This window comes from Streptomyces canus (assembly GCF_030816965.1).
Lineage (GTDB): Bacteria > Actinomycetota > Actinomycetes > Streptomycetales > Streptomycetaceae > Streptomyces > Streptomyces canus_E.
Map to the genome: position 1 here is coordinate 2733295 of NZ_JAUSYQ010000002.1, position 15240 is coordinate 2748534.

Here is a 15240-nt window from a genome sequence, read left to right on the forward strand (position 1 = left end):
ACGTCAGCCGAAGAAGACCCCCACCTCCTCGTACAGCTTCGGATCCACCGTCTTCAGCTTCGCCGTCGCCTCCGCGATCGGCACGCGCACGATGTCCGTCCCGCGCAGGGCGACCATCTTGCCGAAGTCGCCCTCGCGGACGGCGTCGATGGCGTGCAGGCCGAAGCGGGTGGCGAGCCAGCGGTCGAAGGCGCTGGGGGTGCCGCCGCGCTGGATGTGCCCGAGGACCGTCGTGCGGGCCTCCTTGCCGGTGCGCTTCTCTATCTGCTTGGCCAGCCACTCGCCGACGCCGGACAGCCGCACATGTCCGAAGGAGTCGAGCGACTCGTCCTTGAGGACCACGTCGCCGTCCTTCGGCATGGCACCCTCGGCGACGACCACGATCGGGGCGTACGACGCCTTGAAGCGCGAGGTGATCCAGGCGCACACCTGGTCGACGTCGAAGCGCTGCTCGGGGATGAGGATGACGTTGGCGCCGCCCGCGAGGCCGGAGTGCAGGGCGATCCAGCCGGCGTGGCGGCCCATCACCTCGCAGACCAGTACGCGCATATGGGACTCGGCGGTGGTGTGCAGCCGGTCGATGGCCTCCGTGGCGATGCCGACCGCGGTGTCGAAGCCGAAGGTGTAGTCGGTGGCGGAGAGGTCGTTGTCGATGGTCTTCGGTACGCCGACGCAGGGCACGCCGTGCCGGTCGGACAGTTGCGCGGCCACGCCCAGGGTGTCCTCGCCACCGATGGCGATGAGCGCTTCGATCTCCCGCGCGGCCAGGTTCTCCTGGATCCGGCGGATGCCGTCCTCCTGCTTCAGCGGATTCGTGCGGGAGGAGCCGAGGATGGTGCCGCCGCGGGGCAGGATGCCGCGCACGGCCGGGATGTCGAGACGCACGGTGGCGTCCTCCAGTGGACCCCGCCAGCCGTCCCGGAAGCCGGTGAAGTCATAGCCGTACTCCTGAACGCCCTTGCGGACGATGGCCCGGATGACGGCGTTGAGGCCGGGGCAGTCGCCGCCTCCGGTCAGTACTCCGACGCGCATGGACAGTTCCCTTCGCCGCAGGTGCCTGACGAAGGGTCAGTGTGACGCGCGTCTCACTCGTCGTCGAGGCCTCGTTCGATGGCGTACCGGACGAGCTCGACCCTGTTGTGGAGTTGCAGCTTGCCGAGAGTGTTCTGGACGTGGTTCTGGACCGTGCGGTGGGAGATCACCAGACGTTCGGCGACCTGCTTGTAGCTCAGGCCCTTGGCGACCAGCCTCAGCACCTCGGTCTCGCGCTCGGTGAGCTGCGGGGCCCTGGGCCGGTCGGGGTCGGTGGTGGGCGCGGGATCGGTGGCGAGGCGGCGGTACTCACCGAGGACCAGCCCCGCGAGGCCGGGCGTGAAGACGGGGTCTCCGACGGCCGTGCGGCGGACCGCGTCCAGGAGTTCCTCGGTCGACGCCGACTTCAGCAGATACCCGGTCGCGCCCGACTTCACGGCCTCCAGTACGTCGGCGTGCTCGCCGCTCGCGGACAGCACGAGGACACGCAGTGCCGGGTTGTGCCCGACGAGCTCCTTGCAGACCTGGACGCCGGGCTTCACCGGCAGGTTCAGGTCGAGCACCAGCACGTCGGGGTCCGCCGCCTTGGCCCTGCGTACGGCCTGGTCGCCGTCGCCCGCCGTCGCGACCACGTCCAAGCCGGACTCGGCCAGGTCCCGGGCGACCGCGTCGCGCCACATGGGGTGGTCGTCGACCACCATGACCTTGATCGGACCCTTGTCGTTCATCGCTGTCCTGCCTTCCCCCGTGAGACCTTCGGTACCTTCAGTTCGACCTCCGTGCCCTGTCCCGGAGGCGAGATCAGCTCGGCGCTCCCGCCGAGGTCGCGCAGTCGGCCCCGGATCGACAGGGCCACCCCGAGCCGCCCTTCGCCCTCGGCCTGGGCGAGCCGCCCCTCGGGGATGCCGGGTCCGTCGTCCCGTACGGTCACGATCACCTCGTCGGGCTCGTCCTCGACGAGGATCCACGCACGCGCGTGCTCACCGGCATGCCGGTGGACGTTGTCCAGTGCTGCCCCGACGGCCGCGGCCAGCTCGCGCGCGGCGGGCGGGGGCAGCGGGACGGGGGCGCCGGGCTCGACGAGGGAGACCTTCGCCGAGGCGTACGGGGCGAGCAGTGCGCGCAGGTCGAGCGGCCCATCGTCCGGCCGGTCGTCCGGCCCGTCGTCGATGACGTGGACGACCGCCCCTTGGGCCGCGTCCCGCGAGACCCGGGAGACCGAGGTCAGGCCGCCGGAGACCAGGGTGCGCAGCGCCACCTCCTGCTCGCCGGCCATCCGGCCCAGCTCGGCCGCCTCGCCGCCCATGACCGCGCCCCGGCGCTGCACCATGGCGAGCACCTGGAGGACGCTGTCGTGGATGTCGCGGGCCAGCCGCTCCCGCTCCCGGGTCGCCGCCTCGATCTCCAGGGCGCGGGCGAGGGTGCGCTCGGAGGCGCGGGCGACCTCGACGACGTAGCCGATGGCGATGGAGGCGACCCAGACGAGGATCACGTTGTGGACGGTGTCGCGGGCCGGGTGCCCGCGCTCGAACAGATTGGCGGCGGCGACCGGCGTGGAGGCGAGCGCGGCCCAGCGCCAGCCGCCCTTGATGGCGAACGCGAGGACGGAACCTGCCGTCCATATCGACGGCAGGGTGGGGCCGCCGCTGTCGATGTGGTGGTCGTTGACGACCAGTGGGGTCAGCACGATCCCGGTGACCGCGATCGCGAGGTCGACGGCGAGGAAGCGCTTGGTGCAGGCGGCCGCGTTCTGGACGCGGGGCAGCGTGGCGAACGTCCACACGCACAGGACGACGTAGTAGGCGATGGCGATGCCGGGCCGGTCGAACTCGTCGTACGCGGTGGCGAAGAGCCCGACCGCGTACAGCATGGTGAGCACCCGGTACCCGGTCAGCGCACGCCACAGCGGCTGCTCGACCGACATGCGCATGACGCGCACCTGCTTGACCATGTCCCCACCCCTGGGCTCCGACTGCCGTGTCCCAGGATCCTAGGACGCCGGCTGCCCGGGCTTGTCCTGCTCGGCCTTCGCGGCAGCCGCCTTGGCCGCCTTCTCGGCCTTGGCCGCTTCCGAGATCCGCCGCTTGGCGGCGGTCGCGTAGATGTCGACGTACTCCTGGCCGGAGAGCTTCATGATCTCGTACATGACCTCGTCGGTCAGCGCGCGCAGCACGAAACGGTCGTGCTCCATGCCCTGGTAGCGGCTGAAGTCCAGGGGCTCGCCGATGCGGATGCCCGGCCGCATCAACTTGGGCATGACCTTGCCCGGCGGCTGGATCTTCTCCGTGTCGATCATCGCGACCGGGATGACGGGGGCGCCGGAGGCGAGCGCCACGCGCGCGAGGCCGCCGGGCTTGCCGCGGTACAGGCGGCCGTCGGGTGAACGGGTGCCCTCGGGGTAGATGCCGAACAGCTCGCCGCGCTCCAGCACGTCGAGGCCGCTCTTGATGGCCGCCTCGCCCGCGCCGCGCGCGCCGGAGCGGTCCACCGGGAGCTGGCCGACGCCCTTGAAGAAGGCGGCCGTGAGGCGGCCCTTCACCCCGGGCGTGGTGAAGTACTCGGCCTTCGCGATGAAGGTGACCTTGCGGTCGAGGACCGCGGGCAGGAAGAAGGAGTCGGAGAAGGACAGGTGGTTGCTCGCCAAGATGGCGGGGCCCTCGGCGGGAATGTTCTCGAGGCCTTCCACCCAGGGCCTGAAGGCGACCTTCAGCGGCCCTCCGATGGCGACCTTCATCGTGCCGTACAACAACCGAGTGCCTCCTGTGTGCGTCGATGAGACCTTAACCCGGAGCCCTGTCAAACAGCCCGACGGCCCTGGTCGGTGTCAGTGCGGTCGCGTACGGTGAACCTCACCTGGACTTGCTCACGCTTCTTTCATGAACAGGAGACCTAGGTGCCGGTCCTCCCCGGAGCCGAGCCGTTCCGCCATGAGGGCGGGGAGGCCGGTGTCCTTCTCTGCCACGGCTTCACCGGTTCCCCCCAGTCGCTGCGCCCCTGGGCCCAGCACCTCGCCGAGCACGGCCTGACGGTCTCCCTGCCGCTCCTGCCCGGGCACGGCACCCGCTGGCAGGACATGGCCCTCACCGGCTGGCAGGACTGGTACGCCGAGGTGGACCGCGAGCTGCGCGCCCTCAGCGAGCGCTGCACCTCCGTGTTCGTGGCCGGCCTGTCGATGGGCGGCACCCTGGCCCTCAGGCTGGCCGCCAAGCACGGGGACGCGGTGAGCGGCGTCGTGGTCGTCAACCCGGCGAACCGCATGCACGGCCTCGCGCCGTACGCCCTTCCGGTGGCCCGCCACTTCGTCCGTACGGCGCCCGGGATCGCCAGCGACATCGCCAAGGAGGGCAGCGTCGAGCTGGGGTACGACAAGGTGCCGCTGCACGCTGCGCACTCCCTGCGCACCTTCTTCCGGCAGGTCGACGGCGAGCTGCCGCAGGTCACCCAGCCGCTGCTGGTGCTGCGCAGCGCCCAGGACCATGTGGTGCCGGCGGCCGATTCCGCGCGTGTGCTGAGCCGGGTGTCGTCGACGGACGTAACTGAGATCGTGCTGGAACAGAGCTACCACGTGGCGACGTTGGACCATGACGCGGAGCGGATTTTCGACGAGAGCCTCGCGTTCATCGGCCGGCACACCACCGGCATCGGCAGCGAAGGGACGGCCGCACGTGGCTGAGCACGACTCCGACCGCGAGGACCGCGAGCCGGACGAGCAGGGCGTCCCGTTCGACGAGGAGGCCGCGTGGGCGGCCATCGTGGCCGGGTACGGCGAGGAGCCGAAAGACCCGCCGGGCACGAAGCCGTTCAAGTCGGTCGAGGATCTCGCGCTGCTCGAGACCGAGACGAACGACGAGCCGACGATCACGGAGACGCAGCCCACGAAGGACGGGGCGAAGAAGGACGCGCCGAAGCAGGACGAGAACCCGGCGAAGCCGCTGGGCGGTTCCGTCGCCTTCGCACCCGGCGTCGGGCCTCGTGACTACAGCGCGCCCGAGCCGTCCGAGGAGGACTTCGAGGAGGACGACGAGGGGCACTTCGTCCCCCCGGAGCCGCCACCGCTGCCGTCCGCCGACACCACCTCGAGGTTCGCCTGGCTGGGAGTGCTGGGCGGCCCGGTTCTGCTGCTGGTCGCGGTGCTGCTCGGCTGGGAGATGACGTGGTGGCTGGCCACGGCGGGGATCGGCGGGTTCCTGGGTGGCTTCGTCACGCTGGTGACGCGGATGCGGGCGGACGACGAGGACGACGAGGATCCCGGGCGGGGTGCCGTGGTCTAGTCCGGCTCAGTTCGCGGGGATTCCGAGGGCGGCCAGGACCGGAAGATGGTCGGTGGCCGCCCTCATGTCTGCCTGCGTGATCCCGGGGAGGTGCGTGGGGACTCCGCAGCCGAGCACCTCGATGCCCTTCGTGGCGAAGATCGCGTCGATGCGCTGGTGGGGTTTCGAGTGGGTCCAGGTGTGTTCGGCGCCCGTCGGGCTGGTCGCCCAGCAGTCCTGGAGGTTCGTGGCGAGGCGCCTGAAGGTGCGGCCGGTGGGGCGGTCGTTCAGGTCGCCGCCCGCGATGACGTGGTCCACGCCCATGCCGGCGACGCGGTCGAGGAGCATCCCCGCCTGGTCGTAGCGCTCGTCCTCCTGCAACGACAGGTGACAGCTCAGGACGCCGAGGCGGGCGCCGCCGAGTCGTACGACGGCTGTGGCGAAGCCTCTTCTGTGGTGGCCGGGAGTGAGAGGGAGGAGGACGTCTTCCGTACGTTCGACCGTTGCCCGCAGGTTGCAGAGGATCGCGGGGCCCGCCGCTGTGCCGCCGCCGGTCAGGATGACCAGTCCCGTGGCTGACGCCAGCCTTGCCAGCTTCTTGCGCCAGCGGAAGAAGCGGGGGGCTTCCTGGATCAGTACGAGATCGGGTTCGCAGGCCTTGATGACTCGGGCCAGCGCGTCTGTGTCGTCTCGCATCGAGCGGATGTTGTAGCTCAGGACTTTGACCGGAACCATGTGGATCAATTTACGCCCAGGAGGGAGGGGCGCGAGGTGTGTGCGAGGGCCCCGCGCCCCTGAGGAGGTCCACTCCATGCCTGTTTACATGATCGGGTCGGGCTCTCTCGCCAGGTCCGCCGCGCCCACCAGACCCGCCTTGTTGCCCAGTTGGGCCGCGATGACGTCGGCGACCGGACGCCAGTTGCCGCCCACCAGCCAGCGCTTGTAGGACTTGCGGATCGGGTCCAGGACCAGCTCTCCCTCGTCGGAGAGGCCGCCGCCGACGATGAACGCGGAGGGGTCGAAGAGGGAGGCCAGGTCGGCGAGGCCGGCGCCGGCCCAGCGGGCGAGCTCGCGGTAGGAGTCGACGGCCACCGGGTCGCCCTGGCGGGCGGCCATGGAGATGTGCTTGCCCTCGATGCCGTCGGGGCTGCCGTCGCCGAGACCGAGGAGGATCTCGGCGTTCTCCGGGGTGGCGTTGGCACGCTGCTTGGCGTAGCGCACCAGGGCGCGGCCGGAGGCGTACTGCTCCCAGCAGCCCTGGCTGCCGCAGCCGCACAGGAGACCGTCGGGCACCATGCGGATGTGGCCGAACTCGGCCGCCACACCGAAGTGGCCGCGGCGGAGCTTGTTGCCGATGATGATGCCGCCGCCGAGGCCGGTGCCCAGGGTGATGCAGATGACGTTGCGGTGGCCCTTGCCCGCGCCGAACTTGTACTCGCCCCACGCGGCCGCGTTGGCGTCGTTCTCCACGACGACCGGAAGGCCGACTCGGGTCTCGACCTTCTCCTTCAGCGGCTCGTTGCGCCAGTGGATGTTGGGCGCGAAGTAGACCTCCGAGCGCTGGCGGTTGACGTATCCGGCCGCACCGATGCCCACGCCCACGATCGCGTGCCCGGCGCGCGCGCCCTCCACCGCCGAGGCGATCGCGTCCACGATGCCCTCGGCCGTGCCCGGGGTCGGCACCTTGTGGGTCGAGAGGATGTTGCCTTCCTCATCGACCACGCCGGCCGCGATCTTCGTGCCGCCGATGTCGACGCCGATGGTGAGTCCCATGAATCCCTCAGTTTCGGTCGAGCCCCGCTACGGCCAACCGTACCCGAGCCCCTGCCGTCAGGGGGTTTCAGTCCAAGTCGATGCGCTCGCCGGGGCCGGGGTCCTCGCCCCGGTCGCGCAGGGTGTCGTCGTCGCGGCGGCTCCAGCGCTGCTCCTGTGCCTGCACCGCGGAGCGGTAGGCGGCGAGGAGCTCGCCCCCCGCGGCGGCAAGGTGGTCGAAGACGTCCGGGTTGCGTTCGATGACCGGCTCGACCGCGGCCTTGGCCTGCTGGACGACCTGCTTGACCACCTGCTGGGCGGCGGGTCCGGCGATGCCACCGAGGAGCGGGGACTGGAGGCCGGACAGCTTCTCGGCGACGTTGTCGACGAGCTTGCGCAGCTCCTCGGCGGCCGAGCCCGGGGGCGGGCCGTACTGGGTGCGGCGGCGGGCCTTCTCCGCCGCGAGGTCCTCCGCGACCGCCGTCGCCCACGCGTCGGCGTCGGTCGCCCGTACCTCGTCCACGGAGTCCACGGGCTCGCGGTCTCCGGCGTCGGACGGGGGGAGCTCTTCGCTCATGACGACCTCCTGACTACGGTTCGTCCCTACGACGTTACCCGAACGGGCGTACACGGTTCACGGGGTCCGGGGCCACAGATCCGGGTCCGGCGCGAACCGGATCCGCAGCTCGCCCTCGCGCAGGGCGGCGCCGGCGACGGTGCAGCGGCGCAGGGCCGAGGGCAGCGGGACGATCCGGCGGAACTGCCCCGCGCTGACGAGGAGTTCGTCGCCGCGCCGGATCAGTTCCAGCTCGTCGCGTATGGCGCCGGGCAGCGGGAGGTGCCACACCAGGACGCCGTCCTCGGCGAGGTGATCCACGACAGGCCACTCGACAGTGGACGTCGTGTCGTTGACCTCGGGGACGGCGAGGGCGCTGAGGTCGTCGGCGCCGCGCGGGTCGTGGCCGAGATGAGGGACGGCATGGACGTCGTACGGCTCCTGCCACTCCTCCACGGCCTTGCGCTGCTGGGCGACCAGGCCGGCGGGCCACTCCTCCGATACGACGCGGTTGGCGATCAGGGCGTCGGGGCGCAGGCCGCGCAGGGCGAGGGCGAGGCTTGCGGACCGTACGTCGTCGGTGCCGGCGGGGCCGGGTTCGGCGACGAGTCGCACGACGGTCCCTCGATCGGCGAGGACGGCCTCGACCGCGCCGAGTTCCGTGTCCCAGCGGGCGGCGGTCTCGTACAGCCACTCCGAGGGCATGGGGACGCCGGCGAGCCTTCCGAGCATGGGGCGAAGGCCCGCGGCGGCCTGGCGCTCGGCCGGGAGCAGACGGCGCAGGTAGCGGCGGAGTTCCTCGGGGAGGGAGAGGAGGGCGAGGGCCTGCTGGGTGGGCGGCAGGTCCACGACGAGCAGCTCGTGCCGCTCGGAGAGCGCCGCGTCGCGCAGGGCCCGCAGGAGGGTGAGTTCCTCGGCGCCTGGCAGGGGGGTGACCTCCTCGGTGTCCAGGCGGGAGGCGCCGAGCAGGTCGAGCACGTGGGAGGCACGGTCCTGGAAGCGGGCGAGATCATCCCGGAAACCGGCGGTGGCGTCGGGGCGCCAGGCGGTGAGGTTCGGGGTGATCCGGGTAGGGGTGGGGCCCGTTGTCGCGCCGAGCGTCGTGCCCAGGGTGTCCGTGCGGTCGGCACTCAGCACCAGGGTGCGGAGGCCGTCGCCTGCGGCGCGTAGGGCGGTGGCGGCGGCGACCGTCGTACGACCGCTGCCGCCGGGGCCGGTGATCAGGATGGTGCGCATAGGGGTGAACCGTAACGGACACAAAGACGTGCCTGGTTGCGCGCTCTTGCGGCCGCGGGCGCGTTGCAGCCGGCGTGACTGCACCTACCCAGGGGCGCGGGGAACTGCGCGACCGGCCCCCACCGGCCCGCAGCCGATTCGCGGACCCCTACTTCCCCGACTCCACCCGCTTCTTCAACCCCGCCAGCGCCCGGTCGATGATGACCTTCTCCGCCTTGCGCTTGATCATGCCGAGCATCGGGATCTTGACGTCGACCGTCAGCAGGTACGTGACCTCCGTCGCCCCCGCGCCCGTCGGCTTCAGCACATACGAACCGTCCAGTTGCCGCAGCATCTGGGACTTCACCAGCGTCCAGGAGACCTCGTTCTCGCCGGTCCATGTGTAGCCGAGGACCTGGTCGTCCTTGATGGCACCCGCGTCCATGACCAGCCGGACCTGCTCGGCCCGGCCGGAGGCGTCCGTCGAGAGGACCTCCGCCTGCTTCACCTCGCCCGTCCAGTCCGGGTAGCGGGCGAAGTCCGCGATCACCGCCATGACGTCGGCAGGCGCAGCTTCGATCGTGATGCTCGAACTGGTGTGTTCCGCCATCGCCGTGGCTCCTCCAGATACGGTCCGGTGAGGAAGGGTGGTACGCACGTCTGTGCAGCGTGAAGGCTACCGCGCGTCCGGACTCACCATTCCAGCGCCCACGGCTTCCCACTCCCCGCGAAGTGCCCCACGTTCACGCACTCGGTCGCCCCGATCCGCATCCGCCGGACCAAAGGCTGGTGGACGTGACCGAACAACGAGTACCGGGGCCGGGTGCGGCGGATCGCGTCCAGCAACGCCCGGCTCCCCCGCTCGAACCGCCGCGCCACCGTGTCGTACACCAGCTCCGGCACCTCCGGCGGGATGTGTGTGCACAGCACGTCCACCTCGCCGACCGCCTCGATCTTCGCCGCGTACTCCTCGTCGCTGATCTCGTACGGCGTCCGCATGGGGGTCCTGAGGCCGCCGCCCACGAAGCCGAACGTCCAGCCGCCGATCTCCACCCGCTCGCCGTCGAGCACGGTCGTACCGGGTCCCGCGTACTCCGGCCACAGAGGCGGCATGTCGACATTGCCGTAGGTCGCGTACGTCGGTGTCGGGAAGGCGGCGAACATCTCGGCGTACTGCTTGCGCACCGCCTTCTCGATCACGGAGGCCCGGTCGGCGCCGATTCCGCCCCACAGCCGGGCCCCGAGCTCTCGCGCCTCCTCGAAACGGCGGGCGGTGCGCAGTTCCACGATCAGGTCGGCGTTCTCCGTCCCGAACAGGTCGGGGAAGATCCCGCGCGAGTGGTCGGCGTAGTCGAGGAAGAGAACGAGGTCACCCAGGCAGATCAGGGCGTCGGCACCCTCGCCGGCTCTGGCCAGGGCACGGGCATTGCCGTGCACATCGCTGACCACGTGTACGCGCGTCTTCCGGTTTCCGGCCGGTGTGGGTGCCATGACGATCAAGAGTAAGCCTGTGCGGCATACGTGAACAGAGCCGACCGGTCCTGCGGTTACTGGCCAGTCAGTAAGCAGGTGGACTACTGTGCGCGAAGAACCCCAATCCGTGTGACGCAGCGAACATCTCGCCGGGACCCCCTGTCGAAGAAGCCATACCGGCGGGTAACGTCCGGGCAGTCCAGTCGTGCTCAGCTTTCAATTACTGAATCTCTGAGCACCTGCCCGAGCCTTGGACCGACCGTCGCATCACACAACGTCGTGGCGCCGGCGCCCTATGAGGAGCAGCAGTCTTGCGCGAGTTCAGCCTTCCGGCTTTGTACGAGGTCCCTGCGGACGGCAATCTCACCGACATCGTCCGTAGAAACGCCGCGCAGCATCCCGACGTCGCCGTCATCGCCCGCAAGGTGGGCGGTCAGTGGCAGGACGTGACGGCCACGGCGTTCCTGGCCGAGGTGCACGTCGCCGCCAAGGGGCTCATCGCCTCCGGCGTCCAGCCGGGCGACCGGGTCGGCCTGATGTCCCGTACCCGCTACGAGTGGACGTTGCTCGACTTCGCGATCTGGAGCGCGGGCGCGATCACCGTGCCGGTGTACGAGACCAGTTCGCCGGAGCAGATCCAGTGGATCCTCGGCGACTCGGGCGCGACCGCCTGCGTCGTGGAGCTGGACGGTCACACCGCGGCCGTCGAGTCGGTGCGCGACTCACTGCCCGCCCTCAAGCACGTCTGGCAGATCGAGGGCGGCGGGATCGAGGAGCTGGCCCGCGCGGGCAAGGACATCAGCGACGCGGCCGTGGAGGAGCGCAGCTCGCTGGCGAAGGCCGACGACCCGGCGACCATCGTCTACACCTCCGGCACCACCGGCCGCCCCAAGGGCTGTGTGCTCACCCACCGCAGCTTCTTCGCGGAGTGCGGCAACATCGTGGAGCGGCTGCGCCCGCTGTTCCGCACCGGTGAGTGCTCGGTGCTGCTCTTCCTGCCACTCGCGCACGTCTTCGGCCGGCTCGTGCAGATCGCGCCGATGATGGCGCCGATCAAGCTGGGCATGGTCCCGGACATCAAGAACCTCACCGACGAGCTGGCGTCCTTCCGGCCGACGCTGATCCTGGGCGTCCCGCGTGTCTTCGAGAAGGTCTACAACTCGGCGCGCGCCAAGGCGCAGGCGGACGGCAAGGGCAAGATCTTCGACAAGGCCGCCGACACGGCGATCGCCTACAGCAAGGCTCTGGACACCCCGTCGGGTCCGTCGCTCGGCCTGAAGATCAAGTACAAGACCTTCGACAAACTGGTCTACAGCAAGCTGCGCGCGGTCCTCGGCGGCAAGGGCGAGTACGCCATCTCCGGCGGCGCCCCGCTCGGCGAGCGCCTGGGCCACTTCTTCCGCGGCATCGGCTTCACGGTCCTGGAGGGCTACGGCCTGACCGAGTCCTGTGCCGCGACCGCGTTCAACCCGTGGGACCGCACGAAGATCGGCACGGTCGGTCAGCCGCTGCCGGGCTCGGTGATCCGGATCGCGGACGACGGCGAGGTGCTGCTGCACGGCGAGCACCTGTTCAAGGGCTACTGGAACAACGAGGCCGCCACGGCCGAGGCGCTGACCGACGGCTGGTTCCACACCGGTGACATCGGCACCCTCGACGAGGACGGTTACCTCAGGATCACCGGTCGCAAGAAGGAGATCATCGTCACCGCGGGCGGCAAGAACGTCGCGCCGGCCGTGATCGAGGACCGTATCCGTGCGCACGCGCTGGTCGCGGAGTGCATGGTGGTGGGCGACGGACGGCCGTTCGTGGGCGCGCTGATCACCGTCGACGAGGAGTTCCTGGGCCGTTGGGCCGAGGAGCACGGCAAGCCGGCGGGTTCCACCGCGGCGTCGCTGGCCGGGGACGCGGACCTGAACGCGGCGATCCAGGCCGCGATCGACGACGGCAACGCCGCGGTGTCGAAGGCGGAATCGGTGCGGAAGTTCCGCATTCTGTCCTCCCAGTTCACGGAGGAGACGGGCCACCTCACGCCCTCGCTGAAGCTCAAGCGGAACGTGGTGGCGAAGGACTACGCGGACGAGATCGAGGCGATCTACGCGAAGTAGAACGCCTGTGGGAAGAGCGTCATGGCGCGGTGTCCTCGGCGAGGACCCGCGCCATCGTGCGTTCGGCGAGCGCGGTGATGGTGACGAACGGGTTGACCCCGATGTTGCCGGGGATCAGCGAGCCGTCGGTGACGTAGAGCTTCGGATAGCCCTTCACCCGGCCGTAGTTGTCGGTGGCCCTGCCCAGCACACAGCCGCCCAGCGGGTGGTAGGTGAAGTCGTCGGCGAAGACCCTGCTGGGGGAGCCGAAGAGGTCGTACCGGTAGATGGTCGAGTTGGCGGAGTTGATCCGGTCGAAGAGCTTCTTGGCCATGCCGGAGGAGACCGAGCTCTGCGCGCTGCTCCAGTCGAGGCCCAGTCCCCCGCTGCCGTACGAGAATCTGGCGCGCTGCGGGTTCTTGGTGATCGCCAGATAGAGGCTGACCCAGTGCTCGAGTCCCGTGGGCAAAGGCGCGATCTCGGCGAAGACGGGGTTGTCGGTGTTGGCCCAGTCGTCGATGCCCATGACCGGCATGGTCGACTGGTTGGCGCCGACGGTGTCCCACAGATGGTTGGCCCGCCCGAGCATCACGTTGCCGTTGGGGCCCCAGCCGGCCCCGACGCTCGCGTCCAGCGCCGGGAGGGTCCCCGACTGCTTCGACCGGAGCAGCAGTTCACTCGTGCCCAGGCTGCCGCCGCCCAGGAACAGATAGGTGCAGCCGTACTGCTTGGTCTCGACGACCGCGCCGGTGTAGTCGATCCGGTCGGCGGTCAGCACCCAACTGCCGTCGCCCGCCCGGCTGATCCCGGTGACCTTCTCCATGGTGTGGATGGTGACGTTGCCGGTGCCGAGCGCGGACGCCAGATACGTCTTGTCGAGGCTCTTCTTGCCGTGGTTGTTGCCGTAGATGACCTCCTGGCCGAGGGCGGACTTGGTGGCGGTACCGGCGGCCTCGCGCTGCATGTAGCCGAAGTCGTAGACGCTGGGCACGAAGGTGGTCTTCAGGCCGGTGTTGCCGGCGTGCTTCCGGGAGACCCGGCTGAACTGGTACCACTCGGTCGACTCGAACCAGGCCGGGTCGACGGTGTTGACGCCGAGCATGGCGCGGGCGCGCGGGAAGTACGTGTTGTACATCTCCGCGGTGTCGACGCCCGGGAACTGCTCGGCGAAGTAGGACTGGAGCGGGGTGACCGCCATCGAGCCGTTGACCAGGGAGCCGCCGCCGACCCCGCGGCCCACGAAGACAGACATGTGGGAGAAGCGGACGCGGTCCAGGACGCCGGGGTAGGGCGTGATGTCCTTGTTGACGACGTCCAGCCACAGGAAGGTGGCCAGCGGCGCCTCGGTGCGGGTGCGGAACCACATGGAGCGCTGGTCGGGGTTGGCGGTGTTGCAGAAGACGTTGCCGTCGGGGCCGGCGGTGTTCCAGAGCCGGCCCATCTCGAGGACGAGGGTGCGGATGCCGGCCTGGCCGAGGCGCAGGGCGGCGACGGAGGCGCCGTAACCGGATCCGACGACGATGGCGGGCGCGGACTCGACCGCGGCGGGCTCGTCCGCGCGGGCCGACTGGAGCCCGACACGGGTGAAGCCGAGAGTGGCCGCCGTCTGGAGGGCGGCCATACCAAGGATCTGACGTCTAGTCAGATGACGCTGTATCAGTTTTACTGTCATGCGCGCAGCATCGGCGGATTATCGGCCTCCGGCTATAGCAGGGTCTTCAACTTTTCCGCCAACAAATCCCATCGCCACTTCTCCTCGACCCACTCCCGTCCCCGCTCCCCCATGCGCCTCCGCAGTTCCGCGTCGCCGAGGAGGACGACGATCCGCTCGGCGGTCTCCTCGACCGATCCGCCGCGCACGACCCAGCCGGTCTCGCCGTCGAGGACCGCGTCCGGGGCACCTCCGGAGTCCCCGGCGACGACCGGCAGGCCGGTCGCGGAGGCCTCCAGGTAGACGATCCCGAGCCCCTCGACGTCGAGCCCGCCCCGGCGGGTCCGGCACGGCATCGCGAAGACGTCCCCGGCGCCGTAGTGGGCGGGCAGCTCGGCCCAGGGCACGGCTCCGGTGAAGCGCACGGAGTCGGCGACACCGGTCTCGCGGGCGAGCCGGCGCAGCTCCTTCTCGTAGGGCCCGCCGCCGACGATCAGCAGAACGGCGTCGGGCTCCTTCGTGAGGATCCGCGGCATGGCGAGGATCAGCGTGTCCTGCCCCTTGCGCGGCACGAGCCGGGACACGCACACGACCACCGGCCGCTCCGTCAGCCCCAGCCGCGCCCGCACGGCGTCGCCGCCCGAGCCGGGATGGAAGGTCTTCTCGTCGACGCCCGGCGGCAGCTGCACCATCCGCCCGGCCGCCTGCGGCGTCAGCGCGCCGGCGATCCGCGAGCGGGTGTACTCGCCGAGGTAGGTGATGGTGTCGGTCGACTCCCCGATCCGGCCCAGCAGCTGCCGCGCTGCGGGCAGTTGGGCCCACCCGGCCTCGTGCCCGTGGGTCGTGGCGACCTGTCGCTCGGCACCCGCCCTCCTGAGCGCCGGCGCCATCAGCCCTAGCGGCGCGGCCGCCCCGAACCACACCGACGTACAGCCGTGCTCACGCAGCAGCCCGACGGCCCTGCGGGTGGCCCCGGGCGTCGGCAGCAGCATGGTCGTGGAAGCCCGTACGACGGTGAAGGGCTGCTCCGCGTCGAAGGCGGCGGTCGCCTCGACGCCCTCCCGGCTCCGCTTCCAGGTGGAGGCGTGGACGACCAGGCGCTCGGGGTCGAGCCGCAGCGCCATGTTGTGCAGGAACGCCTGGATGCCACCCGGGCGGGGCGGGAAGTCGTTCGTCACGATCAGGGTCTTGTGCATCGCCGCCGACCCTACCGAACCGGCAGCT

At 70.3% G+C, this 15240-nt stretch carries 15 protein-coding genes; 3 read left to right on the forward strand and 12 right to left on the reverse strand.

Features of this window, described 5'->3' with window-relative positions; all coding sequences use genetic code 11:
* Positions 1-3 precede the first annotated feature (3 nt).
* From QF027_RS13540 to QF027_RS13555, 4 genes are read right to left on the reverse strand one after another with little or no spacing between them, the layout of a single operon-like run.
* Positions 4-1032 (reverse strand): 6-phosphofructokinase, encoded by a 1029-nt coding sequence (locus QF027_RS13540; protein ID WP_266380753.1) that lies wholly within the window; start codon positions 1030-1032, stop codon positions 4-6.
* A 53-nt stretch (positions 1033-1085) separates the two neighbouring features.
* Positions 1086-1760: a response regulator gene (locus QF027_RS13545; protein WP_306982702.1), complete on the reverse strand. Its 675-nt coding sequence runs from the start codon at positions 1758-1760 to the stop codon at positions 1086-1088.
* Positions 1757-2983, reverse strand: coding sequence for a MacS family sensor histidine kinase (gene macS / locus QF027_RS13550; protein WP_307074725.1), 1227 nt, complete (start codon positions 2981-2983; stop codon positions 1757-1759). Before macS ends, QF027_RS13545 begins: the two co-directional genes overlap by 4 nt.
* 39 nt (positions 2984-3022) lie before the next feature.
* Positions 3023-3781: a lysophospholipid acyltransferase family protein gene (locus QF027_RS13555; protein ID WP_306982697.1), complete on the reverse strand. Its 759-nt coding sequence runs from the start codon at positions 3779-3781 to the stop codon at positions 3023-3025.
* Positions 3782-3925: 144 nt separating this feature from the next.
* Here QF027_RS13555 and QF027_RS13560 point away from each other — a divergent pair, with 144 nt between their 5' ends.
* Together QF027_RS13560 and QF027_RS13565 are read left to right on the forward strand one after the other, a co-directional pair.
* Positions 3926-4705, forward strand: a complete 780-nt coding sequence (locus tag QF027_RS13560; RefSeq protein ID WP_059206010.1) for an alpha/beta hydrolase — start codon at positions 3926-3928, stop codon at positions 4703-4705.
* Positions 4698-5303: a hypothetical protein gene (locus QF027_RS13565; protein WP_306982693.1), complete on the forward strand. Its 606-nt coding sequence runs from the start codon at positions 4698-4700 to the stop codon at positions 5301-5303. The genes QF027_RS13560 and QF027_RS13565 overlap by 8 nt, the downstream gene beginning before the upstream one ends.
* A gap of 6 nt (positions 5304-5309) precedes the next feature.
* Here the strand turns inward: QF027_RS13565 and QF027_RS13570 are convergent, their stop codons facing one another.
* The 6 genes from QF027_RS13570 to QF027_RS13595 all read right to left on the reverse strand — a co-directional run bounded on the left by QF027_RS13570 (position 5310) and on the right by QF027_RS13595 (position 10254).
* Positions 5310-6017, reverse strand: a complete 708-nt coding sequence (locus tag QF027_RS13570; protein WP_307074727.1) for an endonuclease/exonuclease/phosphatase family protein — start codon at positions 6015-6017, stop codon at positions 5310-5312.
* A gap of 84 nt (positions 6018-6101) precedes the next feature.
* Positions 6102-7055, reverse strand: a complete 954-nt coding sequence (locus QF027_RS13575; RefSeq protein WP_031061936.1) for an ROK family glucokinase — start codon at positions 7053-7055, stop codon at positions 6102-6104.
* Between the two features lie 67 nt (positions 7056-7122).
* Positions 7123-7611 (reverse strand): DUF5304 domain-containing protein, encoded by a 489-nt coding sequence (locus tag QF027_RS13580; protein ID WP_057611807.1) that lies wholly within the window; start codon positions 7609-7611, stop codon positions 7123-7125.
* A gap of 57 nt (positions 7612-7668) precedes the next feature.
* Positions 7669-8826 (reverse strand): ArsA family ATPase, encoded by a 1158-nt coding sequence (locus QF027_RS13585; RefSeq protein ID WP_307074729.1) that lies wholly within the window; start codon positions 8824-8826, stop codon positions 7669-7671.
* A gap of 148 nt (positions 8827-8974) precedes the next feature.
* Complete coding sequence (locus QF027_RS13590; RefSeq protein ID WP_306982688.1) at positions 8975-9415, reverse strand: SRPBCC family protein; 441 nt, start codon at positions 9413-9415, stop codon at positions 8975-8977.
* Between the two features lie 83 nt (positions 9416-9498).
* The gene (locus QF027_RS13595; protein ID WP_306986733.1) at positions 9499-10254 is read right to left on the reverse strand and encodes a metallophosphoesterase family protein; all 756 of its coding nucleotides are present in this window, start codon (positions 10252-10254) and stop codon (positions 9499-9501) included.
* 335 nt (positions 10255-10589) lie between these two features.
* Between QF027_RS13595 and QF027_RS13600 the strand changes: the two genes are divergently transcribed.
* The gene (locus QF027_RS13600) at positions 10590-12386 is read left to right on the forward strand and encodes an AMP-dependent synthetase/ligase (RefSeq protein ID WP_307074730.1); all 1797 of its coding nucleotides are present in this window, start codon (positions 10590-10592) and stop codon (positions 12384-12386) included.
* Positions 12387-12405: 19 nt separating this feature from the next.
* On the opposite strand, the gene QF027_RS13605 is transcribed toward QF027_RS13600, so the two are convergent.
* Together QF027_RS13605 and QF027_RS13610 are read right to left on the reverse strand one after the other, a co-directional pair.
* The gene (locus tag QF027_RS13605; RefSeq protein ID WP_307074731.1) at positions 12406-13986 is read right to left on the reverse strand and encodes a GMC oxidoreductase; all 1581 of its coding nucleotides are present in this window, start codon (positions 13984-13986) and stop codon (positions 12406-12408) included.
* 83 nt (positions 13987-14069) lie between these two features.
* Positions 14070-15212, reverse strand: a complete 1143-nt coding sequence (locus QF027_RS13610) for a glycosyltransferase family 4 protein (protein WP_306982683.1) — start codon at positions 15210-15212, stop codon at positions 14070-14072.
* Between the last annotated feature and the right edge of the window lie 28 nt (positions 15213-15240).